This is a genomic window from Marinobacter salinisoli, assembly GCF_017301335.1.
GTDB classification, from domain to species: Bacteria; Pseudomonadota; Gammaproteobacteria; order Pseudomonadales; family Oleiphilaceae; genus Marinobacter; species Marinobacter salinisoli.
Window position 1 is genome coordinate 3,367,859 of the sequence record NZ_CP071247.1, and the last position, 25,358, is coordinate 3,393,216.

Genomic DNA, 25,358 nt, shown 5'->3' on the forward strand with positions numbered 1-25,358 from the left:
AAAAAGACGGAAGCAGCTACGCTAAAGCCGGCGATGCTCCCACACGGGCATCCGCTTTCTGAGTTCCGCAAGCTGCTCCATATTCAGCTCTCCGCATACCAGCCCCGGCCCCTCGCGATCGATTTCAGAAACTACCCTGCCCCAGGGATCACAGATCAGCGAGTGGCCATAGGTTTTGCGCCGCTCGCTGTTCTGGCCGCCTTGATTGGGCGCTACGATCCATAACTGGTTCTCGATGGCGCGCGCTCGAATCAGAGCGTGCCAGTGAGCCTCACCCGTCTGCCAGGTGAAGGCACTGGGCAGGCAAGCCCAGGTAGCACCTTTTGCCCGCAACGCCCTGAACAGCTCGGGGAAGCGCAAATCGTAGCAAATAGCCATGCCAAGCACGCCGGCCGGCGTATCCACCGTCACCACTTCGTCTCCGGGCTCAAAGGTATCCGATTCGCGGTATTGGCCGTGCGCGTCCTCAACCATGGCATCGAACAGATGGATCTTGTCGTAACGTGCGACCTGACGCCCCTGATCGTCATACACGAGGCACGTGGCCCGGACCCTGTCGTCAATGCGCGTCCCGTCAGGGCGAAGCCCGAGAGGCAAGGAACCGCCCACTATCCAGATACCCAGCTCACGGGCTCGTTCTGCAAGGAAGCGACGGATAAGCCCCTCTCCTTCGGCTTCCCGGTTGCCACAGCTCACCATCTGGCCGGTCGACAACACCGCAAAATTTTCCGGAAGAACAGCGACCGAGGCGCCTTGCGCGGCCGCTTCAGCAAGCAGCCGGGCCGCTTCCTTCAGATTGGCGTCAATATTTCGGCCACTGACCATCTGAATGGCCGCCACCTGCTGAGATTGATCAGCTGTCATATCACCCGCTCCTGTTATTGACCGGTATCGAAAACACGTTGCAGTTTTACCTCAGGCTGCTCCCAGGTCCCCGAGACACGGTACGTGGCACTCGTCAGCTTGCTTAACGGATCCCCCAGAACTTTGTCCAGCACGAACAGGGCCCCGCCAATGGGTGCCCCCGCGCCCATCAACAAGGCGGCCAGAGGCAGGTTCTGAGTCAGGGGCAGCACCACGACCAGCTTCATATCCAGGTTTTCCAGCGCCATATTGGTAGCGCCCGTTACCTTGAAGGCCCCCGACGGCCCCACCACCTGGAGCTCCGGATCCAGCGTCAGCAACCCCTGGTTGATCTGAGCCTGCCCGGAGACGGCATCAAATGCCACACCCCGTTCGTACAGGTCCGAGAAATCGAGCTTTAAACGGCGCCACAGGGTGTCTGCATTCAACAAATTAAAGACACGAAACAGCTGCGCGGTGTTGTTCTGTTCAAGTATGACACCTTCGTCCAGCCGCAGCTGCACGGAGCCGCTCAGTCGCTCTACCGAAAACTCGTCAGGCCGCCCCGGCCAGTCGAAATCGACGTCAATATGGGTAGTTTCGTTGGTGAGTGGTACATCGTAACCCAACAACGGCCCGAGATCGGTCAGGGCACCACCGGCAATCTGTCCGGCGAATTGAGTTGCTTCCCGCCCCCCGAGGATGCTCCAGGTCATGTCGCCCCGGAGCGTCAGCGAATTTAATCGCCCCTCCATGCCTTCCACGATCAACCGCTCCGACTCCGGGCGCAGTCGGAAGGACCAGGCCCCCAGTGACTCGTCACCGAGCCGAAGGTCAGCGATTGTGGCATCGATATCCGGCCACTCTCCCATCCCGAGCGAGCGGAACGCCTCAAGCTGTTCCTCCAGAGTGAGCACGCTCGTCGCGTCACCTTCCTCTTTTTCATCGCGACGAAGTCGCAATACGTCCAGGTCAGCCTCCACTACGCTGTCGTTATCCGGGATAACCACGCGCCCAACCAAGCGCTCGGAACGGGTATCGATCACCCAGCGATCCCCCAAGGACGTCGCCTCTAGCTGAACGTTTTCCAGCCGCTGATCCTTAAGGTAGACGTGCTTGAGGGTCAGATCCAAGCCGGAGTTCTTGAGCAACAACGAGAAAGCGGCGCGATTCTCCCAGTCGGCATCAATTGAGAGTTCACCGTCTGCAGCGGGCCTGATGTAGGCTTTCAACGGCGCCACTTCATCGGCTGTTTTCGCCAGCGTACCAGGCCAGTCCAGGGCGACCCCCCGGAGGCCAGAACGAATACGCACGCCCGGTTCAGCCTGGTCTCCCATCTCAAGCTCTGCCGCGTAGGAGACGATCCCGCTCACGCCGAAGTTGCTGCCCTCATCTGCGCCTGCCAGCCTGAACAGACTCGCAACCGGAACCCGCCCCCACTGCCGGATGGAGAGCCCGGAGTCGTTGCCGGCCGATGCAATCGTAATTTCCACCGGTTGGCCGAGAAACGTGGCGCTCAGCCCAAGCCCGGAAATTCCGGTGTCCGAGTTGTAACCCAGCTCTCCAGTGATCTTTTTCCAGACCAGGTCCGCGTCGGGATACCGAACGGTCCCATCGACGGTTTTGAGCTGCACGTCCACCCGAGGTTCAGCCGTTTCACCCAGAGGCAATGCCAGGTCCAAGGCCATGTCATAGGTGCCGTCGATCTCCAGTTCCGCCGCACGTTCGGAGACCATTTCACCCAAAGGACTATTACTGAGCCAGAAGCCAACCGCCTTGCCTGGAAATTGTGCGGAGGCGTTCACCCGGACAACGCTTTCGTCATTTTCGGTGCCAACCGTCACGGTGCTGGGTTCCAGCGAGAGACCGCCGGTACGGCCTGCCTGCAGCGTCACGTCCGTCAGTCCGTCCTTGACCACAACCCGGCCTTTAGCCCCGGATACCACTGGCCAGCGGTCACTGTACGCCACCGTGGCCCTGTCGAAATCGAAAGCCATCGACGATACAAACGAGCCTTGTTCGGCACGCGCACCGATCTGGCCGCCGCCGCGATAATATCCGGAAACGTTATCCGCCGTTTGGATGGCCTCGGTCAACCAGTCATATAGGTTGGCGTTCAACGTTTTGTCGGGCAGGAACGCGTATAAGGTCTCTTCCGTCCCATTCTGGACATTGATGTCGAGCTCCAGCGTATTGGCAACGTCTTTTTGCAGAGCGAGCTTGAAGGCCCCGGCAAAATGGGTTTGCTCGCCGTAGTGCATCGTCAGATCATCAGAGAAGACGCGAAAGCCATTTTCATCGGTCTGCCAGATGACGCGGCCCTTTAATTCAGGAAATAACCACCCTGCGCTGTAAAGTTTGGGGAACGCCATGCCGATCGGCTCATCGGCGCTTTCTATCTGAACGTAACCATGCTCGCGATCGAGCCACAATTGCCCGGCCAGCCCCGTCATACTCGGCGCGCCGTTGTGTGCCTGAATCCGAACGTTTCTGAGCTGGCCACCGAACTGGAAGCTGGCCTGGGGATCGGCCGGAAGCTCAAGCGTTACCCGGTCAAGAAAACCTTCAGGACGGTAATTGGCCAGAGCACTGGTCGCGACATCGGGCAACACAGGTAGCGCCGACAGCAGGCGCTGAAGCGGCCCGAGCGGCAAAGCATCCGCATGCGCGCGCAAACCATCACCCGTTGGCAAGAGGCTCAAGCTGAAAGGCGACACCGTGTCGGTATTCCAACGCCATTGCAGTTGCTGGAGGTGCCACTCCCCGGGCGGCTCCAAATCATCAGCGGCACCTGCTTCTGAGCGGTTTTCAGGATGGGTATTGTTGGCCCGGCGCCAGCCGAACCGAGCCTGGATATCCTCAATTGGGGCGAGGGATTCCTGGCGGACCGACAACTGCAGATAAGGCGTGTTAAGGCGGCCATTGATCTGCTGAACTTCGCCGCCCTGAAACGTAAGCCAGGCCTCACCGCCCAGATCAACACCTTCAACCCGAAGATCGCGCCATTCATAGTCATCCACCAGCTCATCGAACAATCGGCCGGATTGAACGTCGAGATACAGCTGCCCGGTGAAGTCGCCGCGGAAAAACTGCCGCCCCACCAGACTGAAGCTTGCCAGTTGCTCGGCAGTGCCCGACTTGATTGCCCGGCCGGACGCACGGAACAGGCCCTGGCGATACACCAGGTCAAGCTGCGGAACATCCAGGTGGCGAACCTCTCCCTCCCGGTCCTGCAGGGCAAGGCTCAGGCGTGTCACCTTGACGTAGGGTTCCGACAACCACTGCCCCGCCACCCTCAACAATTGGCTCAGGCGGCTGTTAACCGGCCCAGTCAATTCTGGCCCCTGCACATCCAAGTCGCCAGCACCGGTCTGGCTCAGGGCCAGCTCCACCCCGTCGACTTCAAAATCTTCGAAAACAACCCGCCACCGAAGCAGCGACGACAGAAAGTCAAAACGGACCCGCAAATACTCGATCTGCGCCAGAGCCTGATCCGAGTCGGGTTTGTTAATAACAACATCGCGGGCAGTGAAGGAAGGGTCAAGCCAGAACCATCGGGATGACAGCTGGCCAATCGAGACCGGATGGCCAAGGCGCGCTGACAGCTCAGTCGCAAGGTCGGCGGTATAGGAATCGATGTTGCTGGTCAGCTGCCGGCCAAGCCCGGCGTACAGGGCAAACAACACCAGTACGAAGAGCAACAGCCACCAGACCGCACTCGATAAACGGGCGGCAAGCCGCATTGAGGGCTTCTCGGGAGGGCTCTCGGTCGAGCTGCGTTCATCACCGGTGGCGGACATCCGGCCTCCTAAACCAACTGTCGACCAGTTACCCCCGGATCAGAGCAGAACCACATCGTACTGCTCCTGGCTGTAGAAGGGCTCAACCTGGAACCGGATGGTCTTTCCGATGAAGGTTTCAAGATCGGCAACGTTATCAGACTCCTCATCGAGCAACCGATCCACCACGCTCTGCGAGGCCATCACCAGGTAGCTCTCGGCATCGTAAGCACGGTTCACCCGGAGAATCTCCCGGAACACCTCATAGCACACGGTTTCGCTGGTCTTCAGAAAGCCGCGACCGTCACAAATCGGGCAAGGCTCGCACAGAACCTGGCCCAGACTCTCGGTGGTTCGCTTGCGGGTCATTTCCACCAGTCCGAGCTCAGACACACCGGTGATTTTGGTTTTGGCGTGATCCCGCTCGAGCATTTTTTCCAGCATGCGGTGAACCTGGCGTTGATGCTCAGAATCTTCCATATCGATGAAATCAATAATAATAATTCCACCCAGGTTACGGAGCCTCAGCTGACGGCTGATCGACCTGGCCGCCTCCAGGTTAGTCTTGAAGATGGTTTCCTCAAGATTCCGGTGCCCGACGAATCCCCCGGTGTTGATATCAATGGTGGTCATCGCCTCGGTCTGATCGATGATCACGTAACCGCCAGATTTTAGCTGCACCTTGCGACTGAGGGCCTTTTGAATTTCGTCTTCGACAGAGTACAGATCGAAGATCGGACGTTCGCCGGGATAGTACTCCACCTTATTGGAGAACTCGGTCACGAACTCTTCCACAAACTCCATGACGCGCTGGTGACTCTCGCGGCTATCAATTCGAACCTTTTCGGTTTGCGGCCGGATCAGATCCCTGATCGTACGGATGAACAGGGGAAGATCCTGATAAATCACCGCCGGTTCCTTGACCCGGGCCATCCGCTCCTGAATCGACTGGCTCAACCGATGAAGGTAAGCCATGTCGCCAACCAGGTCCTCAGGAGAGGCGCCTTCGGCAGCGGTTCGGATGATGTAACCGCCCTGAACCTCCGTTTCCTCCGCAGCCGCCTGCTCGACCAACTCCTTGAGCCTCGCGCGCTCAGTATCATCTTCAATACGCTGGGAAATTCCGACGTGAGACACACCGGGCATGAAGACAAGATAGCGCGAGGGGATGGAAAGCTGGGTCGTCAGCCGGGCGCCTTTGGTGCCAATGGGGTCTTTGGTTACCTGCACCACCAGCGACTGCCCTTCCCTCAGCAACGTGCGAATATCTGGCACCGTTTTCGGGGATTCGTTGGCGTCGTCCGCAGCGTTTGGTGAGATCACATCCGACGCGTGAATGAAGGCCGCCCGCTCAAGACCTATGTCAACAAAGGCCGCTTCCATTCCGGGCAGCACCCTGACCACTTTGCCCTTGTAGATATTCCCGACGATGCCTTTGCGGCTGGTGCGCTCGATATAGGCTTCCTGGAGCATGCCATTTTCGACCAGCGCGACCCGGGTTTCTACAGGGGTTACATTGATCAGGATTTCTTCACTCATGTTCAGTTCTCCAGACTGATTGGCCAGTGCGTCCACACGGGATAGCCTGCTTGCTCCAGCAGACTGGCCGTTTCCTGCAACGGCAGGCCAACCACCGCACTGTAACTACCCCTGAGTTCTCTGACAAAAATACCACCATGGCCCTGAATCCCATACCCCCCGGCTTTGTCCATCGGCTCCGCAGTGGCGGTGTAGGCATCCATTTCACCGTCCGACAGGACGCGGAATTCGACGTCTGTTGTGACCACAAGGGAACGGCACTCGCTCTGGTGTGCCAACGCCACCGCTGTCATCACCTGATGTGAGCGACCGGATAACTCAGAAAGCATTCGCCTCGCATCTGCGCGATCGCGTGGCTTGCCCAGAACACACCCATCCAGTACAACCGAGGTATCGGAGCCAAGCACCATGGCATCTGGATGGATGGCGGCCACCGCGAGCGCCTTTTCTCTGGCCAACCGCTCGACGTAGTGCTCAGGGCGCTCGTCCTTCAACGGTGTTTCGTCCACATCTGCGGGCTGCACGGTAAACGATACGCCGATCTGCTGCAGCAATTCCGATCTGCGCGGGGAGGCCGATGCGAGGATGATAGAGGACATCATTACCCAAGCCTTCGGTTCATGTTGTCCAGAAGTACGCACACAATCGGCCAGATCAGGGCGCCCGTGACCGCTGGCCACAGGTAACTGAACCCCGCATCTTCGGCACCCAGCATTTGCTTGATGAAATGCACCAGCATCTGGTTAATGCCCAACAACAGGAATACCATCAGGCTTTGCTGAGGGATCGGGTACATGCGCAAACGCTGATGAACCGTCAGCACCAGAAAGGCGATCAAACCCATGGCCATGGCATTGACACCGAGCGGTGTGGCCTCGAGCACATCCAGCAATAATCCCAGGCACCAGGCAAAAATAATCCCGAACTGGGCCGGCGCCCGGAACGTCCAGTAGAAGACCACCAGACCCAGCCATTCGGGCCGGTACGCCAGCCAATCCACTGGGAACAGCGAGATACTGAGCACCAGGGCTACCACCACGGACAACGCAAAAACCGGATAACTGATCACCGACAACATCAGTTTTCTTCCTCCGCAGCGTTACTTTCCGCCGCACGATCAGCAGAACCTGGGTCTTCCGGCTCGGTCAGCGCAGTTCGCGGGTCCACGGGCGAAAATACCACCAGAACCAGTCGACTCTGGTTCAGTTCAGCCCTTGGTGCGGCTTCGATGGAAACAAATGGCTCCCCCGGTTCCTTGGTTATGCGAGAGACTTCAGCCACCGGGTACCCCCTTGGAAACCGGCCACCCAGACCAGAACTGACCAGCAGGTCGCCTTCTTGAACATCGGCAGTGTCCGGAACATGAACCAGCTCCAGGGTATCCGTATTGCCGTTGCCCAGAAGAATAGCCCGCAACCCGTTGCGAACCACTTCCACGGGGACCGCGTGACTGCTGTCGGACACCAGAATCACGCGGGACGTGATCTGGCTGGTCTGCACCACCTGCCCCATCAGACCATGGGCATCCAGAACCGCCTGGCCTTCGCGCAGGCCGTCCCGGAGACCTTTATTAATAACAATCTCGTGGGAATACGGATCGGGAGAGATGCCCACCACTTCAGCCAGAATCGTCCGGTCGTCCAGGACCTCGGACGAGTTCATCAGACGGCGCAACTCGTTGTTTTCGGACGCAAGGGCGGCGTATTTGAGCGCGCGACGCTCAAGAATCAGAAGACGTGCCCGCAGGTCTTCGTTTTCCTGCTGCAGATCTTCTTTGTTGACGAACAGACCGGAGAACCAGTCACTGAACTCTTGCGGGGCATTACCCAGCCAGTATACCGGGGCCAGAGCGGTCCCCAGGGTACTGCGTACGGAGGAGAGTTTATCAAAACGGGCATCGGCAACCACGAGGGCTGCCGATACGATGATGATGAGCAGGAGCCTTAAGCCGGGAACCGGGCCCTGAACAAAGATGGTCTTAATGGTGATTCCTCCCTACGGGCTTATCCCTCCTGGGAGAACATTCCAATGCCACCCTTATCAATCAACTCAAGCGCCTTGCCGCCGCCACGGGCGACACAGGTCAGCGGATCTTCAGCAATGATTACCGGCAGACCGGTCTCCTCGCTGAGAAGCTTGTCGAGTCCACGCAACAGCGCACCGCCGCCTGTCAGCACAATACCGCGCTCGGCGATATCGGAGGCCAGCTCGGGGGGCGACTGCTCAAGCGCACTTTTCACCGTCTGCACGATCTGCGCCAGCGATTCCTGCAGAGCATCGAGGATTTCCTCGCTGTTCAGGGTAAACGCACGGGGCACACCTTCTGCCAGGTTGCGACCACGCACATCAATTTCACGGATCTCCAACCCCTCGTAGGCACAACCGATTTCGTGCTTGATGCGCTCGGCCGTGGTATCGCCAATCAGGCTGCCATAATTGCGACGCACATAAGTGACAATGGCTTCATCGAACTTGTCACCACCGACGCGCACTGACTCGGCATAAACGATGCCATTGAGTGAGATGATGGCGATCTCGGTGGTGCCACCGCCGATGTCCACAATCATGGAACCACTGGCTTCTTCAACCGGCAAACCGGCACCAATCGCCGCCGCCATCGGCTCTTCGATCAGGTAAACCTCGCGGGCGCCAGCACCCAGTGCCGACTCGCGAATGGCCTTGCGCTCTACCTGGGTAGATTTGCTGGGCACACACACCAGAACGCGAGGACTCGGGGTGATAAAGCTGTTCTCGTGCACCTTGTGAATAAAGTGCTGAAGCATCTTTTCAGTCACCACAAAGTCGGCAATCACACCGTCCTTCATGGGGCGAATCGCGGTGATATTCCCCGGCGTACGCCCGAGCATACGCTTGGCTTCCGCACCTACGGCCGCGACCATTTTCTGGGAATTGCTGGTACGAATTGCCACCACCGATGGCTCATTCAGGACAATACCGCGCTCGCGCACAAAGATGAGAGTGTTGGCGGTACCCAGGTCAATAGACAGGTCGCTGGAGAATAGGCCTCGGAGTTTCTTGATTAACATTCGCGTTGTTTCAACCTGAAAGTTGCTGTGGCAAAAATAATGCGGCAACTTTAGCAGCGAGCACCCCCGCAGGCAAGGCGGTAAAATCGCTGAAACCTAACGATTTACCCATACTCTGGTGGCTTTCTCCCTGCCGCTGCGACCCGAATCTGTTACCATTACCGGTTTAGTGTACCGGCTGCAGTGCCAGCCACTTTCGTTTTTCTTCTACTACGAATACCAATGTCAGTTTAGATACTGGGAGGCAATGCGTGACCATTTCCCGTGAGGACATCGAAAAAGTCGCTGTGCTCGCCCGCATCCAAGTGGACGACGATCAGGTTTCGGCCCTGGAAAAAGATCTGGGCAACATTCTTGACCTGGTGGATCAACTCGCTGCCGCGGACACCGACGCCGTGGAGCCTATGGCGCACCCACTGGACGCGGTGCAGCGACTGAGGGCCGACGAGGTAACCGAAACTAATCAGCGGGAGGCTTTCCAGGCTATTGCTCCCTCCACTGAAGACGGGCTTTACCTCGTTCCCCGAGTCATTGAGTGATCTGACGAACAGAGACTTCAGGAATCAACATGCACAATAAAACCGTAGCAGAACTTGCTCGTGAACTGGAAAGCGGCCGCACCTCAAGCGTAGAACTGACCCAGCAGTTTCTTGACCGCATCAAGAACGAAGACAGCAAGTACAACAGCTTTATTACTGTTACCGAAGAACAAGCGCTGGCCGACGCCAAGGCCGCCGACCAGCAACGATCAGCGGGCAATGCCACGCCCTGGACCGGCATTCCGTTTGCGCACAAGGACATCTTCTGCACCAACGGTGTCCGCACGACCTGCGGCTCCCGGATGCTGGAAAACTTCGCGCCGCCTTATGACGCAACGGTAACGGAAAATTTCCGCAAGGCCGGCGCCGTCTGCCTGGGCAAGACCAACATGGACGAATTCGCCATGGGCTCCTCCAACGAGTCCAGCCACTTCGGCCCGGTTACCAATCCCTGGGGTGCCGGAAACGATCAGAAGCGCGTACCCGGTGGGTCTTCGGGCGGTTCAGCGGCGGCCGTTGCGGCACACCTCGTGCCGGCCGCGACCGCAACGGACACCGGCGGTTCCATCCGGCAACCGGCCGCTCTGTGCGGCATCACCGGCCTGAAGCCAACGTATGGCCGGGTGTCCCGTTACGGAATGATCGCCTTCGCTTCCAGCCTCGACCAGGGCGGCACCATGGCGCGCACAGCGGAAGACAACGCGCTGATGCTCAACGTCATGGCCGGTTTTGACCCGAAGGACTCCACCTCCATTGACCGGGAGGTGCCGGATTACACCGCCACTCTGAACGAGCCATTGAAAGGCCTGCGCATCGGCTTGCCCAGAGAATATTTCTCCGACCAGCTCACCCCGGCCATGGAGGCGCAGATTCGCGCCGCCATTCGCGAATACGAAAAGCTCGGCGCTACCGTGAAAGATGTGTCACTGCCAAATGCCAACCTGGCCATTGCAGCCTACTACGTCATAGCACCGGCGGAAGCCTCGGCTAACCTGTCCCGTTTTGATGGTGTCCGCTACGGTTACCGCTGCGAAAACCCGAAAGACCTGATGGATCTGTACACGCGAACTCGTGCCGAGGGTTTTGGCACCGAAGTAAAGCGCCGGATTCTGGTGGGCACTTACGCCCTGTCCCACGGTTACTACGACGCTTATTACCTGAAAGCGCAGAAGGTGCGCCGACTGATCCAGCAGGATTTTGCCAACGCCTTCAAGGATGTTGACGTTCTGATGAGCCCAGTCACCCCGTCTCCGGCCTTTGTTCAGGGTGAAAAGACCAACGATCCGGTCACCATGTACCTGGAAGACATCTTCACCATCGCCGTGAACCTCGCCGGGCTGCCGGCCATGTCTGTCCCGGCTGGTTTTATGGACGGATTGCCGGTTGGTCTGCAGATCATCGGAGACCACTTCGCGGAAGCACGGCTGCTCAACGCAGCCCACCAGTTCCAGCAGGTGACTGACTGGCACCAGCGCGAGCCCCATTAAGCCCGACAGAGGAGACGAACACATGCAGTGGGATATCGTGATCGGGCTGGAAGTACACGTTCAGCTCGCCACCAAAACCAAGATTTTCTCCGGTTCCAGCACCGCTTACGGCGCCGAACCGAACACTCAGGCCAACGCCGTAGATCTCGCCATGCCCGGCACCCTGCCGGTACCGAACGAGAATGCGTTCCGCTACGCGGTCATGTTCGGCCTGGCGGTAAACGCCGAAATCGGCCGACGCTCCATGTTCGAGCGCAAGAACTATTTCTACCCGGACTTACCCAAGGGCTACCAGACCACTCAGCTGGAGCAACCCATAGTTGGCCCGGGCTACCTCGACATCGACTTGCCCAACGCCGACACCAAACGCGTCCGGATTCATCACGCGCACCTGGAAGAAGATGCCGGCAAATCCCTGCATGAGGACTACCACGGTATGACCGGCGTTGACCTGAACCGTGCCGGCACCCCACTGATCGAAGTGGTCACCGAGCCGGACATGAACAGCGCCGAGGAAGCCGTCGCGTTTGCCAAGAAACTGCACAGCATCGTTACCTCTCTGGGCATTTGCGATGGCGACATGTCCCAGGGTTCCATGCGCTTCGACGTCAATATTTCCCTCAAGCCGAAAGGCTCGGACACGCTGGGTACGCGAACCGAGACCAAAAACCTGAACTCATTCCGCTTCATGGAACAGGCCATTGCCCACGAAGTTGAGCGCCAGATGGACATCCTCGAAGACGGCGGCCAGATCGAGCAGGAAACCCGGCTGTACAACGGCGACCGGGATGAATCCCGCTCCATGCGCACCAAAGAAGAAGCCAACGACTACCGCTACTTCCCGTGCCCGGATCTGCTGCCGATCGAAATAGATGACTCGTTTATTGACGACGCGCGCGCCAGAATGCCGGAGTTGCCGGACGCCCGTCGCGCCAGATTCCAGGAGCAGTATGGCCTGAATGACTACGATGCCGGCCTGCTCAGCAGCGACGCCAGGTTGGCCGCTTTCTTTGAGGAAGCGGCCAACCACACAAAAGACACCAAGTTGGTTGCGAACTGGATTCAGGGGGAATTTAGCGCCCGCCTCAATTCGGAGGAGAAATCCGTCGCCGACTCCCCGATTTCCGGCGCCCAGCTTGGCGATCTGGTGAGTCGCATTGCCGACAACACCGTGTCCTCGGCAGGCGCCAAGAAGGTGTTCGAGGCCCTGTGGACCGGCGAAAGCAACGACGTGGACGCCATCATCGAGGCGAAAGGACTCAAGCAGGTCTCAGATACCGGAGCGCTGGAAGCCATGGTGGATGAGGTGCTGGCCGGCATGCCGGACCAGGTGGCCCAATTCCAGAACGAGGAAGACCCGAAGAAGCGCAAAAAGATGCTGGGTGGGTTCATGGGGCCGCTTATGAAGGCATCCAAAGGCCAAGGCAATCCGAAGCTGTTCAACGAGATTTTGCTCAAAAAACTCGGCGGGTAACCCTGTACAGCAAAACGGGCGCTCAGTGAGCGCCCGTTTTGCTTTTCCTGCCAGGAACACACCCGACCTTACCGGGCAAGGCTCGCCCACAGATCGTGCTCGTCGGCATGCTCAACCACCGCTTTCACGATTTGCCCCGGCACCAGATCGGTTTCGTCATTTAGGTACACCATGCCATCGATTTCCGGCGCATCCGCTTTGGAGCGTCCGATGGCGCCTTCTTCATCAACCTCATCAATCAGCACATCGATGGTCGCCCCGATCTTGGCCTGAAGCCGTGCGGCGGAAATCTCCGCCTGCTTGGCCATAAAGCGCTCCAAACGCTCCTCTTTGACCTCTTCAGGAACCGCACCGTCAATCTCGTTCGCCTTGGCACCCTCGACAGGGCTGTACTTGAAGGCACCCACCCGATCCAACTGCGCCTCCTCCAGCCAGTCCAGCAAATACTGAAAATCTTCTTCCGTTTCGCCGGGGAAGCCGACGATGAAAGTGGAGCGGATGGTGAGCTGTGGGCAGATTTCCCGCCACTTCCGGATGCGGTCCAGGGTCTTGCTATCGTGCGCAGGCCGCTTCATGGCCTTGAGCACCTTCGGGCTGGCGTGCTGGAACGGGATATCCAGGTACGGCAGGATCTTTCCTTCCGCCATCAGTGGAATCACGTCATCCACATGCGGGTAGGGATACACATAATGAAGCCGCACCCAGACCCCCAACTCTCCGAGCGCCTCGCACAACGCCTGCATCTTGGTTTTGAGCGGCCGCCCCTGCCAGAAACCGGTGCGGTATTTGATATCCACCCCATAGGCCGAGGTGTCCTGAGAAATCACCAGCAATTCCTTGACCCCGGCATCCACCAGCCGCTTGGCTTCATCCATGACATCACCGATGGGGCGGCTCACCAGGTCGCCGCGCATGGACGGTATGATGCAGAAGGTACAGCGGTGATTGCAGCCCTCGGAAATCTTCAGATAGGCGTAGTGCCGCGGGGTCAGCTTCACACCCTGAGGCGGTACCAGGTCTGTAAACGGGTCGTGCTCTTTTTTTGGAGGAACGTACTCGTGGACGGCTCCAACCACCTCCTCATAGGCATGGGGTCCGGAGACGGCGAGAACCCCCGGATGCGTGTCGCGGATTCGATCCGCCTCCACCCCCATGCAACCGGTGACAATGACCTTGCCGTTCTCGGCCATCGCTTCACCGATAGCATCAAGCGACTCCTGCTTGGCGGAATCGATAAAGCCGCAGGTGTTCACGACCACCACATCGGCATCGTCGTAGGAAGGCACCACCTCATATCCGTCCTGGCGAAGCTGCGTCAGGATGCGCTCTGAATCCACCAATGCTTTCGGGCATCCAAGGCTGATGAAGCCCACCTTACCGCTTCCAACAGCGGCATCACGAGTTTTGTCTGTCATAGAAAATTCTGAATCCCCGGAGTTTGGAGCAAACCCCCGACATGAGTTGAACGACAATTTTACCTCAGCCGGGAACCAAACTGCAGCAAGCGTCGTCTGCTGGTCGAAGAGGACAAGCTATCTGCCAGGCAAATCAGCCGGCAAAATTTGTGAATTGCTATTCATTTTTTTGAAACAAATCTGACACAATGGACGACAGGCTTCTTGCCGCCTGAACGGCAAACATCTAAACTTTTCGAGCCTAAGCGTTTCTCTGGAAGGGATTTATGGGCAAGGCAGAGACAATCAAAACCATCCAAGCCAGACGAGTGACCATGAAATCAGTTGCCATAAAAAGCAATCTACGGAACCAGCAACGTGTCGACGTCAATATCGACATTTCCGTAGAGACTCAGGACGGCACGCAACTGACCTGCAAGGCCACCAACATGTCCCGCTCAGGCCTGATGCTCTCCTGCAGTCAGGAGCTTATTAAAAAACTTGTCCCCACCCAGCAACCTCCAGCAGCCGGCCACTGGATCCCCATAAAAACCAGCTTCTCCGTCCCCGTTATCGCCAACCAACCGGTCTCCATCGTCGCGAACGGCAACATTGTGCACATGCGTCGTGTCGCACGTGATGAATTCCAGCTTGGGATTAACTTCGCCGAGTTCGAAGGCAACGGATTCGATTACGTGGATCGTCACGTCGCAAAGCTGTTGGCAGACGCCAAGACCATAACCTGAAGCAAGCTTTTCAGCGCCGTCTCCCGGCATATTGTTATAACTTCAAACTATTGTTGCGGCTGTTCTTATGCCGCACACCCGTCTGATATACTCCTAGCCCTCTAATTCAGAAGTCCTCCAATAATCGGCGATGGAATATCGATGACCTCATACAACCTCACACACCTGAAACAGCTGGAAGCCGAAAGCATCCACATCATTCGGGAAGTCGCTGCCGAGTTTGACAACCCGGTCATGCTGTACTCGATTGGCAAGGATTCTGCGGTCATGCTGCACCTTGCCCGCAAGGCCTTTTTCCCTGGCAAGCTGCCCTTCCCGCTGATGCACATCGACACCACCTGGAAGTTTCGGGAAATGATTGAGTTCCGGGACCGAAAAGCCAAAGAGTACGGCCTGGATCTGATCGTGCACACCAACCAAGAAGGTGTCGAACAGGGCGTCGGCCCCTTTACGCACGGTAGCGCCAAGCACACCGACATCATGAAAACCCAGGCCCTCAAACAGGCCCTGAACAAATACAAATTCGACGCCGCATTCGGTGGCGCGCGTCGGGACGAAGAAAAATCTCGCGCCAAAGAGCGGGTTTACTCTTTCCGGGACGAACATCACCGCTGGGATCCGAAGAACCAACGCCCGGAACTCTGGAATATCTACAACGGTAAAATCAACAAAGGCGAGAGTATTCGCGTCTTCCCCCTGTCCAACTGGACCGAACTGGATATCTGGCAATACATCTACCTCGAAAATATTGAGATCGTGCCTCTCTATTACGCCGCCAAGCGCCCAGTCGTTGAACGCGACGGCACGCTGATCATGGTGGACGACGACCGCATGCCCCTGAAAGAGGGTGAGACTCCGATGATGAAATCGGTTCGTTTCCGCACCCTGGGCTGTTATCCGCTCACCGGCGCCATCGAGTCCGAAGCCGACACACTCACAGACATCATTCAGGAAATGTTGCTGGCCAAGAGCTCCGAACGTCAGGGACGGGTCATTGACCACGATTCTGCCGGTTCCATGGAACAGAAAAAGCGGGAAGGGTACTTCTAAGATGTCACACCAGTCTGATCTGATTGCGGAAGATATTCAGGCCTACCTGAATCAACACGAGAACAAAGAACTGCTGCGCCTGCTGACCTGCGGCAGTGTGGACGATGGCAAGAGCACCCTGATCGGCCGCCTCCTGCACGACACAAAAATGATCTACGAAGATCATATGGCCAGCCTGAAAACCGACAGCGCCAAAATGGGCACCACGGGTGAGAAACTCGACCTGGCCCTGCTCGTCGACGGCCTCCAGGCTGAGCGAGAGCAAGGTATCACCATTGATGTCGCTTATCGCTTCTTCTCCACCGATAAGCGTAAGTTCATCATTGCCGACACACCCGGACACGAACAATACACCCGTAACATGGCCACTGGCGCATCCACCGCACAGCTTGCCATCCTGATGATCGATGCCCGACACGGGGTTCTGACCCAGACCCGACGCCACTCCTACATCGCATCCCTGCTGGGGATTCGCCATATTGTGGTGGCCATCAACAAGATGGATCTGGTCGATTTCAGCGAAGAACGATTCAACGAAATCAAAGACGACTATCTCGCCTTTGCCACCAAGCTGGGCCTGAAAGACATCCGCTTTGTGCCGATCTCAGCGCTCGAGGGCGACAATGTTGTCAATCCCAGCGAGAACACGCCCTGGTTTACCGGCCAGCCGTTGATGGAAATCCTCGAAACCGTTGAAGTCTCCCGAGATAAAAACATGGAGCACTTCCGTCTGCCGGTTCAGTACGTCAACCGCCCCAACCTGAACTTCCGCGGCTTCTGCGGCACCATTGCCTCAGGAGTCGTTCGCCCCGGTGACGAGGTCATGGCCCTGCCCTCACGCCGTACCAGTAAAGTCAGGGAAATCGTTACCTTTGATGGCAATCTGGAAGAGGCGTACATCGACCAGGCCGTGACCCTGACCCTGGAGGACGAAATCGATGTCAGCCGGGGCGATATGCTGATCAAGGTCGGCGACGAACCGCAAGTGGACAACCACTTCAACGCCAACATCGTCTGGATGACCGATGCGCCCCTGGAAACCGGCCGCCTGTACAACATCAAACTCGGCCCCAATTTCACCTCCGGCACAATCAAGAAGATTCACCACCAGACCGATGTGAACACGCTCGAACAGCAGGCCAACCCTGCCCAACTGGCACTCAATGAAATTGGTCTTTGTGAGCTGACACTGAACCAGCCGGTGGCATACGACAACTACCCGAGCAACCATGCGACGGGCAGCTTTATCATTGTCGACCGACTCACCAACATCACGGTGGGTGCGGGCATGATCGCCGGTCAGGCCGACAAGGACACCTCGTTCGAGCCGGTCAGTGCCGAGGAGCGCGAACGTCGCCTGGCGCAAAAGCCGGCCATCATCGGCTGCGGCGGCAAGCAGGCAACGGCCCTGGCGCTTGCCGTTGAGCGCGCGCTGTTCGATCACGGCAAGACAACCGTCGTGCTTACCGAGGCCAATGCCGGCGATACCGATGATCGCCGCGAAGCGGCACAACTGTTGTCGGCCCATGGCCTGATTGCCGTTGCGGTCAACCTCGGTTCCGATGTAGCCTCTGCCTCCATTTCCGCAGACAGCGAACAGGAAATCCCTGACGCTGTCAGCCACCTGGTTCAGGAACTGATCCGGAGCAAGCGCATCTGACCCGCGGCACCGACCGAGCCCCGCAGGCCTTGCGCCTCCGGGGCTTTTTTATTGCACCTACTGTGAGAGAGTCCGAGCATGGCCATCAAACACCTCCGCACCGCCTTTGCCAGCCAGTACCAGCCTGGACAACCTGCCAGACTCAGCACCGGGGAAGCCCTTGCCGAGCCCGGCGGCGATTACGAGTCTCTGCACAAACAGATGAAACGCCTGTTCAACAGTAAGCCTGGGAAGAAATATGGCCGCTTCTCCGACGATATCGGAGAGAGCCCCTTCGGCAGCTGGCTGAAAGACTACCTCGAAGACAAACAGAGCTTCAGCTCCTTGACCGACCGACTGTTTGGCCAGTGGCAGGAGCTGCTCACCGGCTGCCAGGAGGAGTTTCAGGGCCACCTGATGATTGTCCATGAAGCCTTGGCTGACGCCGAAATGGTATACCTCCTGATCCTCGAAACCGACAGCGCGATGCGCTTCGACGGCAACCAGGCCCTGGACGCCACCGACGTGCTCAGCCTGTCTCGCCTGAATCTGGCAATGCGCATCGAACTGGATGACTGGCTGGGCAACAACAGCGGCGACAACTACCTGACCCTCCTCCACGGCCGCGGAACCGGCGAGCCGGGCGAACTGTTCATCCGTCTTGCCGGCTTCACCAATCAGGTAGACGTGGAGAAAGAAACCCTGACATTTCTGGACGCGGTTGAAGCGTTTGCAAAAACCTCGGAGCCGGAAAAGGCTGGAGAAGTGCGCACCAAAGCGTACGAATTCTGCAAGGAACAACACGCGCTCGGCGAGCCGGTCGAAATCGGCGCCCTTTCGGAGTACCTGGATGAAAGCGCTCCCCAGCGCTTCCAGGAATTTGCCGGTAAAAACACCGAACTACCGGAAAGCGGTGTTATCCACCCGGATCACCGCAAGGTCAAGAAACTGGTCCGCATCGCCGGCTCCGGCGGCGGCATGAGCGTGTCGTTTTCTTCCGATCTGGTGAACCAGGCGGTGTATTACGACCGGGACAAAGACGCCCTGACCATCACCCGCCTGCCCAAGGCCCTGCGGGAACAGCTCCAGCGCTACCTGGAAGCTCGGGAAGAATAAGACAAGCGCGGCTCAGACTTCCGTCTCGCCGGTATTTTCGAGGTGCGGATAACGGGCTTTGCGCACCTCATTCATCCAGCCCACACCATCGACCAGCTCGCCGGTTTCCGGATCCATCGGCGGGTATGGCAGCTTTCGGTCGTCGCAATAGCGCTTGACGACAGGCTGGCACCAGCAAAACAGAAGCCGCTGATAGTCCTCGTCGGGCAGGCGCCGGTAGTCATACAGACCCGCCGCTTTTCGCTGGCGTTGAGCCTCGGCAAGAATAATCGAACAGGCGGAGGAAACGTTGAGCGACTCCACCATGCCCATCATGGGTATCACAATATGCTCGTCCGCCTGATCAGCGGCTCCCAAGCTGACGCCATCCACTTCGTTTCCCATGATCACCGTGCAAGGCACGGTAAAGTCCACCTCGCGGTAATCCACGGCCCGATCCGAGAGCTGAGCGGCGTATAGCCGATGTCCGCGCCCCTTCAGGTGACGGATCGCATCGTCCATGGTTCGATGGGTGTGTGTCGTTACCCAGTTGTAGCTGCCACCGGCCGTTTTGCGGAACGCCCGAAAGCCCTCTTTCGGCCAAACCACATGCATGTTGGCCAGCCCGAAGGCGTCACAGGAGCGTATGATCGCAGACAGATTGCGGGGTTTGTGAACCTGATCGGTCAAGACGCTCAGGTCGGGTTGACGAGTATCGAGAATCTGCTTGATTCGGGCGAGGCGTTCGGGAGTCATATCGAGAATTCAGTGCTTGAAAAGTCGCGAATCATACCATAGTGAACTAGCAACAAGCCGAGACAACGGTGGTTGAAGAATAAGCACCCCGCTATAATACGCTGTTCTTTTTTGACTGCGCCTTTTTTGAGTGACTGCACGGCGCAACATCCACCAGAATACGTTGAGACCCATGGCCAAGAAGCTGTATATCAAGACCCACGGCTGCCAGATGAACGAGTACGATTCATCCCGCATGGCAGACCTGCTGCGCTCCGGCGAAGCGGTTGAAATGACCGACACCCCGGAGAACGCAGACATCCTGTTGCTGAATACCTGCTCCATCCGCGAAAAGGCTCAGGAAAAGGTGTTTCACCAGCTTGGCCGCTGGAAGTCGCTGAAGACCAGTAATCCCGACCTGATCATTGGCGTCGGTGGCTGCGTGGCGAGCCAGGAAGGCGATGCCATCCTTGAGCGCGCGCCTTACGTCGACATGGTGTTCGGCCCCCAGACCCTGCACCGTCTGCCGGACATGATCACCGAGGTTCGCAGTAAGGGAAATGGCGTCGGTGTCGTGGATGTGAGTTTTCCGGAGATCGAGAAGTTCGACAGCCTGCCAGAGCCGGGTGCCGATGGCCCCTCCGCTTTTGTCTCCATCATGGAAGGTTGCAGCAAGTACTGCACCTTCTGCGTGGTGCCCTACACCCGCGGCGAGGAAGTGAGCCGCCCCGTCGATGACGTCATTGCCGAAGTTGCTCACCTGGCCTCTCAGGGTGTCCGAGAAGTCAACCTGCTGGGCCAGAATGTTAACGCCTATCGCGGTGAAACCCATGACGGCGATGTCATGGATCTGGCCGAACTGATCACCTTGATCGCCACCATTGATGGCATCGACCGGATCCGCTACACCACGTCTCATCCGGTGGAATTCACCGATGCGATGATTGACGTTTACGAGCAGGTACCGGAGCTGGTCAGCCATCTGCACCTGCCGGTTCAGAGCGGTTCCGACCGAATCCTTGCGGCCATGAAACGAGGCCACACCGCACTGGAGTACAAGTCCAAGCTGCGCCGGCTGCGCAAGATCCGCCCGGACATCAGCTTCTCGTCCGACTTTATCATTGGCTTTCCGGGCGAAACCGAGAAAGACTTTGAAGACACCATGAAGCTGATCAACGACATCGGCTTCGATGTGTCTTTCAGTTTCATTTACAGTGCGCGCCCAGGCACACCCGCGTCCGACCTGCCAGACGACACGCCGATGGACGTCAAGAAGCAACGCCTGAGCATTCTGCAGCAGCGGATCAACCAGCAGGCCATGGACATCAGCCGGAAAATGGTGGGTACCACGCAACGCATTCTTGTTACCGGCCTGTCCAAGAAAGACCCGGGCGAATTCGCCGGCCGGACCGAAAACAACCGGATCGTCAATTTCCGCCACGACAACCCGGACGTGGTCGGCCACTTCATCGACGTGGACATTGTCGAGGCCTACCCCAACTCCCTGAGGGGCCTGCCGGTGGATGAGCACTTGCATTGATGGGGCGCAGCCCCATCAATCTTCATCCGTACTCGACTAACGTTTTCCTTTCGTCCGGCCCAGCCGGCAAGCAACACGGAGCATCCTTGAACACCCACGATTCCAGACAGTTTGACCTGCACCCCGTAGACCAGCGCCGACTGGCAATACTGTGCGGACAGTTTGATGAGAACCTCAAGCACATCGAGCGACGCCTGCACGTCAAGGTAGGACGCCGAGGCCATCATTTCCGCATTGAAGGCGAAACCGAGCACGTCGCCGCCGCCACTGAAGTCGTCCGCCACCTGTATCGGGAAACCGAAGCTACGGATGACCTGTCACCGGATACCGTCCACCTGTTCATCCGGGAAACCGGTCTGGAGCGACTGCCTGAGGATGTGCCGTTCGATGGTGCCGTCACCGTCATTAAAACACCGAAACTGCAGGCCAAGCCCCGGGGCGCGAACCAGCAGAAGTATGTGCACAACATTCGCACCCACGACATCAACTTTGGCATCGGCCCCGCCGGAACCGGCAAGACCTGGCTGGCCGTCGCCTGTGCCGTCGAGGCCCTGAAGGACGAGCAGGTCAAGCGCATTTTGTTGGTGCGCCCGGCCGTTGAAGCCGGAGAGAAGCTGGGCTTTCTGCCCGGCGACCTGGCTCAGAAGGTCGACCCCTACCTGCGCCCGCTGTACGACGCCCTCTACGAAATGCTGGGATTCGATCAGGTCACGCGCCTGATCGAGAAAAGCGTGATTGAGATTGCCCCACTGGCCTTCATGCGGGGTCGCACCCTGAACAACTCGTTCATCATCCTGGATGAAAGCCAGAACACCACCCGGGAACAGATGAAAATGTTCCTGACCCGGATCGGCTTTGGTTCCACTGCCGTTATCACTGGCGACACCACCCAGGTGGATTTGCCTCGCGGGCAGAATTCCGGCCTGATTCACGCCGCCGGCGTGCTGGAAAAAGTGTCCGGCATTGGCTTTACTCGCTTTGGTGCCAAGGACGTGGTCCGACACCCTCTCGTCCAACGTATTGTCGAGGCCTATGATGCCTTTGACGACGGAGGTGAGAGCCGGTGAGCACACTCACGGTGGACTACCAGCCGGTCTACGAGCAACCGGGCACACCGCAACAATCCGACTTCGAGGCCTGGGCCAATGCGGCCTGGCAAGACGACGAACCATCCGAGGCGACCATTCGCATCGTCGGTACGGAAGAAAGTCAGGCCCTGAATCTGCTGTACCGTGGCAAAGACAAACCCACGAATGTGCTCTCCTTTCCATTTGAGGCGCCAGCGGGTATAACAATTCCATTGGCCGGCGATCTCGTTATTTGTGCACCGGTTGTTGAAAAAGAAGCGCACGAACAACATAAAGAACTCAGGGCCCACTGGGCCCACATGGTCGTACACGGTATGCTGCACTTACAGGGCTACGACCACGTCAACGATGAAGATGCCGAGGTCATGGAAGCCCTCGAGATCCAGCTGATGAGACAGCTCGGATTTGGTAACCCTTACGAAGCAGAGGAAGTGGAAAGAGACTCATGAGCGACGATCAGTCGAGTCGCAGTCAGGGCAACAAGTCCTGGCTGGAACGCATATCGCAGGCCTTCTCCAGCGGGCCTGAGTCCGTTGAGGACGTGCTGGAAATCCTGAGGGAGGCAGAAACGCAGGACATCATCGACACCGATGCCATGAGCATCATCGAAGGTGCGATGCAGGTGATCGACATGCGCGTGGAGGAAATCATGATTCCTCGCTCGCAGATGGTTACCGTCAAAGCTTCCCAGGAGCCCAAGGAGTTTCTCGGCGAAATCATCAATTCCGCCCACAGCCGCTTTCCAGTCATTGGCGACAATCAGGACGATGTGATCGGCATTCTTCTCGCCAAGGATCTGCTCCCGCTGGCCCTGAACGGCGACCTCAACTGGCCGAGCATCCGCGAAATCCTCAGACCCCCCACCTTTGTTCCCGAGAGCAAACGGCTGAACCAGCTGCTCAAGGAGTTCAAGGAAAACCGTAACCACATGGCGATTGTGGTGGACGAATACGGCGGCACCGCCGGACTGATCACAATCGAAGACGTGCTGGAGCAAATCGTCGGCGAAATTGAAGACGAGCACGACTTCGACGAAGAAACCCACATCAAGGCCCGCGGCAACGGTACTTACGCAGTCAAAGCCGTCACACCGGTTGAGGACTTCAACGAGTTCTTCAAGATTGAACTCGACGAAGAAGAGTTCGACACCATCGGTGGCCTGGTGCTCAAAGAGTTCGGTCACCTGCCCAGACGGGGAGAAACGGTTGAATTCGGCGGCCTGAGATTTACCATTGCCAACGCCGATAACCGTGTCATCCGACTGTTGCAGGTAACCCGAGTTGGGCAATAACTCAATCACACTGAAAGACCTCCCCTTCGCACTCACGGGTAACCGCTGGCTGGCGCCGCTGGTACTGCTTGCCTCTGGGGCCTTGCAGACGCTGACCTTCTCACCGTTCGAGCAGTGGTGGTTTGGCCCCCTGTCGGTGTTCCTGATACTTCTGGTCGCCATCCCGCTCGCACCCGAAAAGCTGTTCCGCGCCGGCTGGCTGACCGGGCTCGGGCTGTTCGGTAGCGGTGCCAGCTGGGTGTACATCAGTATCAGCGAATACGGCAACACGTCCATTCCCGTCGCCGTTCTGCTGACCACCCTGTTTGTAGCAGGCCTGGCCCTGTTCCACGGACTGGCTTTCTGGTTTTGGGGCAAGCTGGCCAAAGAGAACCGGATTCGCCGGTTGATTCTGTTTCCGGCGATCTGGCTCCTGGGCGACTGGCTGCGCGGCTGGTTGCTGACCGGATTCCCCTGGCTATACCTGGGCACCGCACACACTGACGGCCCACTGGGCGGCCTGGCACCGCTGGTCGGCGTGCACGGTATTACGCTATGGATCGTGACAACGGGTGCTGCAGCCTACGGCGCCCTCTGGCTAGCCCGACATCGCAAGTGGGGTGCCCTGGCAACAACCCTCATCCTCGCCCTGATCCCCTGGTTGCTCGCCCCCCAACTGAAAAAGGTGGCATGGACACAGATCAGCGACACGCCCACCAGCTTTGCGGCCATGCAGGGTAATATTCCCCAGCAAATCAAATGGGATCCGGATTTTCTGCGGGACCAGATCGTCACCTACCTGACCATGACCAACGGCCACTGGGATACCGACCTGATCCTCTGGCCCGAGACAGCCATACCCATTCCCCAGGACAAGGCAGGCGAGATCATAGATCACATCGGCGGACGCCTGGGCGACGACAGCACGCTGATTACCGGCATACCCTGGTACGGCTTCAGTGAAAGGCTCGAAGACTTTACGTTTCACAACAGCATCATGGCCATTGGCCAGGGCGAGGGCATCTACCACAAACAGAAGCTGGTGCCTTTTGGTGAGTACGTGCCTCTCGAGGGCATGCTGCGAGGCCTGATTGGCTTCTTCGACTTGCCCATGAGCAGCTTCAGCCGGGGCCCTGAATACCAGTCGCCACTAAAGGCCGGCGACACACAGATCATGCCCTTCATCTGCTACGAAGTGGCGTACCCGGATTTTGTTGCCTTCAACAGCCGCCAGTCAGGCTTGCTGCTGACGATCAGTAACGATGGCTGGTTCGGGGCTTCCATCGGGCCTCTGCAACACTTGCAGATCGCCCGCATGCGAGCCATGGAGACCGGCAGGTACATGCTGCGCGGCACCAACAATGGCGTCACGGCCATTATCAACCACCTGGGTGAAATCACCCAAGCAACGCCGCAGTTTGAGCGCGTTACACTCCGAGGCGAAGTTTTTGTCGCCGAGGGCAGCACACCGTTTATGCAAACCGGCTCCTGGCCGGCCCTGACATTCGCCCTGATCCTGGTGGTGTTTGTTCGCGAACGCGTTATTCCTCCGGTCTCGGCCAGCGGCTCGTGACCCGCTCATAATAGTGGGAGCCGCACGCCTCGCAGGGTTCCAGGTGACTCGTGGCCGTCAGGCAGCGCATATGACTGCAGTTCAGACAACGAAACATACCCGCGGTTGCCACTTCTCCCGAGATGTAGTGGCCGGCATCGGTGTTTTCCAGTTTCTGTTTCAGCTCCAGCGTGTCCACCAGAGTCTTGTCTGCGACAGATAACAGGCGGTCGGCTAACTGGTGTTCCAGGAGCGCGAGGTCCAGCTGCAGCCATTCCTGCAGCCCTTCACCAGTCTCCTCCACGAAATGCATCAGGTGTTTCAGATCGCGTTCCAGGTAGGCCCCGAGAAGGTCTGTCTCCTCCCGTGTCATCTCCTCCAGCTCGTATTCGAACTCGACCGCCTTCTCGACTTCGTCCTCAAGCGCCTGAACCGTCACGTCAGGCAGGGATTTCAACCGGGCCTGAACCCGTTCGAGCATCCGGTCATAAACCTCCAGTGCTTTTCCTGAAAGATGATTACGTTCGGGCTCGCTCATAAC

At 58.0% G+C, this 25,358-nt stretch carries 22 protein-coding genes; 12 read left to right on the plus strand and 10 right to left on the minus strand.

Annotated elements, in window-relative coordinates; genetic code table 11:
- Positions 1–21: 21 nt before the first annotated feature.
- The 7 genes from LPB19_RS15370 to LPB19_RS15400 form a co-directional block, all read right to left on the minus strand.
- Complete coding sequence (locus LPB19_RS15370) at positions 22–864, minus strand: carbon-nitrogen hydrolase family protein (RefSeq protein WP_206643756.1); 843 nt, start codon at positions 862–864, stop codon at positions 22–24.
- 14 nt (positions 865–878) lie between these two features.
- A complete protein-coding gene (locus LPB19_RS15375) occupies positions 879–4,643 on the minus strand; it encodes a YhdP family phospholipid transporter (RefSeq protein WP_206643757.1) in 3,765 nt (1,254 codons plus the stop codon).
- Between the two features lie 39 nt (positions 4,644–4,682).
- Positions 4,683–6,161, minus strand: coding sequence for a ribonuclease G (gene rng, locus LPB19_RS15380; RefSeq protein WP_206643758.1), 1,479 nt, complete (start codon positions 6,159–6,161; stop codon positions 4,683–4,685).
- A gap of 2 nt (positions 6,162–6,163) precedes the next feature.
- The gene (locus LPB19_RS15385) at positions 6,164–6,760 is read right to left on the minus strand and encodes a Maf family protein (RefSeq protein WP_206645818.1); all 597 of its coding nucleotides are present in this window, start codon (positions 6,758–6,760) and stop codon (positions 6,164–6,166) included.
- A 2-nt stretch (positions 6,761–6,762) separates the two neighbouring features.
- Positions 6,763–7,239, minus strand: a complete 477-nt coding sequence (mreD, locus tag LPB19_RS15390; protein ID WP_206643759.1) for a rod shape-determining protein MreD — start codon at positions 7,237–7,239, stop codon at positions 6,763–6,765.
- The gene (gene mreC / locus LPB19_RS15395) at positions 7,239–8,087 is read right to left on the minus strand and encodes a rod shape-determining protein MreC (RefSeq protein ID WP_266097069.1); all 849 of its coding nucleotides are present in this window, start codon (positions 8,085–8,087) and stop codon (positions 7,239–7,241) included. Before mreC ends, mreD begins: the two co-directional genes overlap by 1 nt.
- 77 nt (positions 8,088–8,164) lie before the next feature.
- Entirely contained in the window at positions 8,165–9,208 is a 1,044-nt protein-coding gene (locus LPB19_RS15400) for a rod shape-determining protein (protein ID WP_206643760.1), read from the minus strand.
- 251 nt (positions 9,209–9,459) lie between these two features.
- Here LPB19_RS15400 and gatC point away from each other — a divergent pair, with 251 nt between their 5' ends.
- From gatC to gatB, 3 genes are read left to right on the plus strand one after another with little or no spacing between them, the layout of a single operon-like run.
- On the plus strand, positions 9,460–9,747 hold the full coding sequence (gene gatC, locus LPB19_RS15405; RefSeq protein ID WP_206643761.1) for an Asp-tRNA(Asn)/Glu-tRNA(Gln) amidotransferase subunit GatC: 288 nt from the start codon (positions 9,460–9,462) through the stop codon (positions 9,745–9,747).
- 29 nt (positions 9,748–9,776) lie between these two features.
- On the plus strand, positions 9,777–11,234 hold the full coding sequence (gene gatA, locus LPB19_RS15410) for an Asp-tRNA(Asn)/Glu-tRNA(Gln) amidotransferase subunit GatA (protein ID WP_206643762.1): 1,458 nt from the start codon (positions 9,777–9,779) through the stop codon (positions 11,232–11,234).
- A 22-nt stretch (positions 11,235–11,256) separates the two neighbouring features.
- Entirely contained in the window at positions 11,257–12,708 is a 1,452-nt protein-coding gene (gatB, locus tag LPB19_RS15415; RefSeq protein ID WP_206643763.1) for an Asp-tRNA(Asn)/Glu-tRNA(Gln) amidotransferase subunit GatB, read from the plus strand.
- 68 nt (positions 12,709–12,776) lie between these two features.
- Here gatB and rimO read toward each other — a convergent pair whose 3' ends face one another.
- Positions 12,777–14,123, minus strand: coding sequence for a 30S ribosomal protein S12 methylthiotransferase RimO (gene rimO, locus LPB19_RS15420; protein WP_206643764.1), 1,347 nt, complete (start codon positions 14,121–14,123; stop codon positions 12,777–12,779).
- A gap of 266 nt (positions 14,124–14,389) precedes the next feature.
- Between rimO and LPB19_RS15425 the strand changes: the two genes are divergently transcribed.
- The 4 genes from LPB19_RS15425 (at position 14,390) to LPB19_RS15440 (ending at position 18,653) form a co-directional block, all read left to right on the plus strand.
- The gene (locus LPB19_RS15425) at positions 14,390–14,848 is read left to right on the plus strand and encodes a PilZ domain-containing protein (RefSeq protein WP_228289133.1); all 459 of its coding nucleotides are present in this window, start codon (positions 14,390–14,392) and stop codon (positions 14,846–14,848) included.
- Between the two features lie 141 nt (positions 14,849–14,989).
- The gene (cysD, locus tag LPB19_RS15430; RefSeq protein WP_228289134.1) at positions 14,990–15,898 is read left to right on the plus strand and encodes a sulfate adenylyltransferase subunit CysD; all 909 of its coding nucleotides are present in this window, start codon (positions 14,990–14,992) and stop codon (positions 15,896–15,898) included.
- A gap of 1 nt (position 15,899) precedes the next feature.
- Positions 15,900–17,558, plus strand: coding sequence for a sulfate adenylyltransferase subunit CysN (cysN, locus tag LPB19_RS15435; RefSeq protein ID WP_206643765.1), 1,659 nt, complete (start codon positions 15,900–15,902; stop codon positions 17,556–17,558).
- Between the two features lie 78 nt (positions 17,559–17,636).
- Positions 17,637–18,653 (plus strand): nucleoid-associated protein, encoded by a 1,017-nt coding sequence (locus LPB19_RS15440; protein ID WP_206643766.1) that lies wholly within the window; start codon positions 17,637–17,639, stop codon positions 18,651–18,653.
- Between the two features lie 12 nt (positions 18,654–18,665).
- Here the strand turns inward: LPB19_RS15440 and trmH are convergent, their stop codons facing one another.
- Positions 18,666–19,388, minus strand: a complete 723-nt coding sequence (gene trmH, locus LPB19_RS15445) for a tRNA (guanosine(18)-2'-O)-methyltransferase TrmH (protein WP_206643767.1) — start codon at positions 19,386–19,388, stop codon at positions 18,666–18,668.
- 172 nt (positions 19,389–19,560) lie between these two features.
- Between trmH and miaB the strand changes: the two genes are divergently transcribed.
- From miaB to lnt, 5 genes are all read left to right on the plus strand, one after another.
- Entirely contained in the window at positions 19,561–20,907 is a 1,347-nt protein-coding gene (miaB, locus tag LPB19_RS15450; protein ID WP_206643768.1) for a tRNA (N6-isopentenyl adenosine(37)-C2)-methylthiotransferase MiaB, read from the plus strand.
- Positions 20,908–20,993: 86 nt separating this feature from the next.
- Complete coding sequence (locus tag LPB19_RS15455) at positions 20,994–21,974, plus strand: PhoH family protein (RefSeq protein WP_206643769.1); 981 nt, start codon at positions 20,994–20,996, stop codon at positions 21,972–21,974.
- Positions 21,971–22,444: an rRNA maturation RNase YbeY gene (gene ybeY, locus LPB19_RS15460; protein WP_206643770.1), complete on the plus strand. Its 474-nt coding sequence runs from the start codon at positions 21,971–21,973 to the stop codon at positions 22,442–22,444. Before LPB19_RS15455 ends, ybeY begins: the two co-directional genes overlap by 4 nt.
- Positions 22,441–23,286 (plus strand): HlyC/CorC family transporter, encoded by an 846-nt coding sequence (locus LPB19_RS15465; protein ID WP_206643771.1) that lies wholly within the window; start codon positions 22,441–22,443, stop codon positions 23,284–23,286. Before ybeY ends, LPB19_RS15465 begins: the two co-directional genes overlap by 4 nt.
- A 4-nt stretch (positions 23,287–23,290) precedes the next feature.
- Complete coding sequence (gene lnt, locus LPB19_RS15470) at positions 23,291–24,838, plus strand: apolipoprotein N-acyltransferase (RefSeq protein WP_228289283.1); 1,548 nt, start codon at positions 23,291–23,293, stop codon at positions 24,836–24,838.
- On the opposite strand, the gene LPB19_RS15475 is transcribed toward lnt, so the two are convergent.
- Positions 24,807–25,355, minus strand: a complete 549-nt coding sequence (locus LPB19_RS15475) for a zinc ribbon-containing protein (protein WP_206643773.1) — start codon at positions 25,353–25,355, stop codon at positions 24,807–24,809. The two genes, lnt and LPB19_RS15475, sit on opposite strands and share 32 nt — an antisense overlap.
- Between the last annotated feature and the right edge of the window lie 3 nt (positions 25,356–25,358).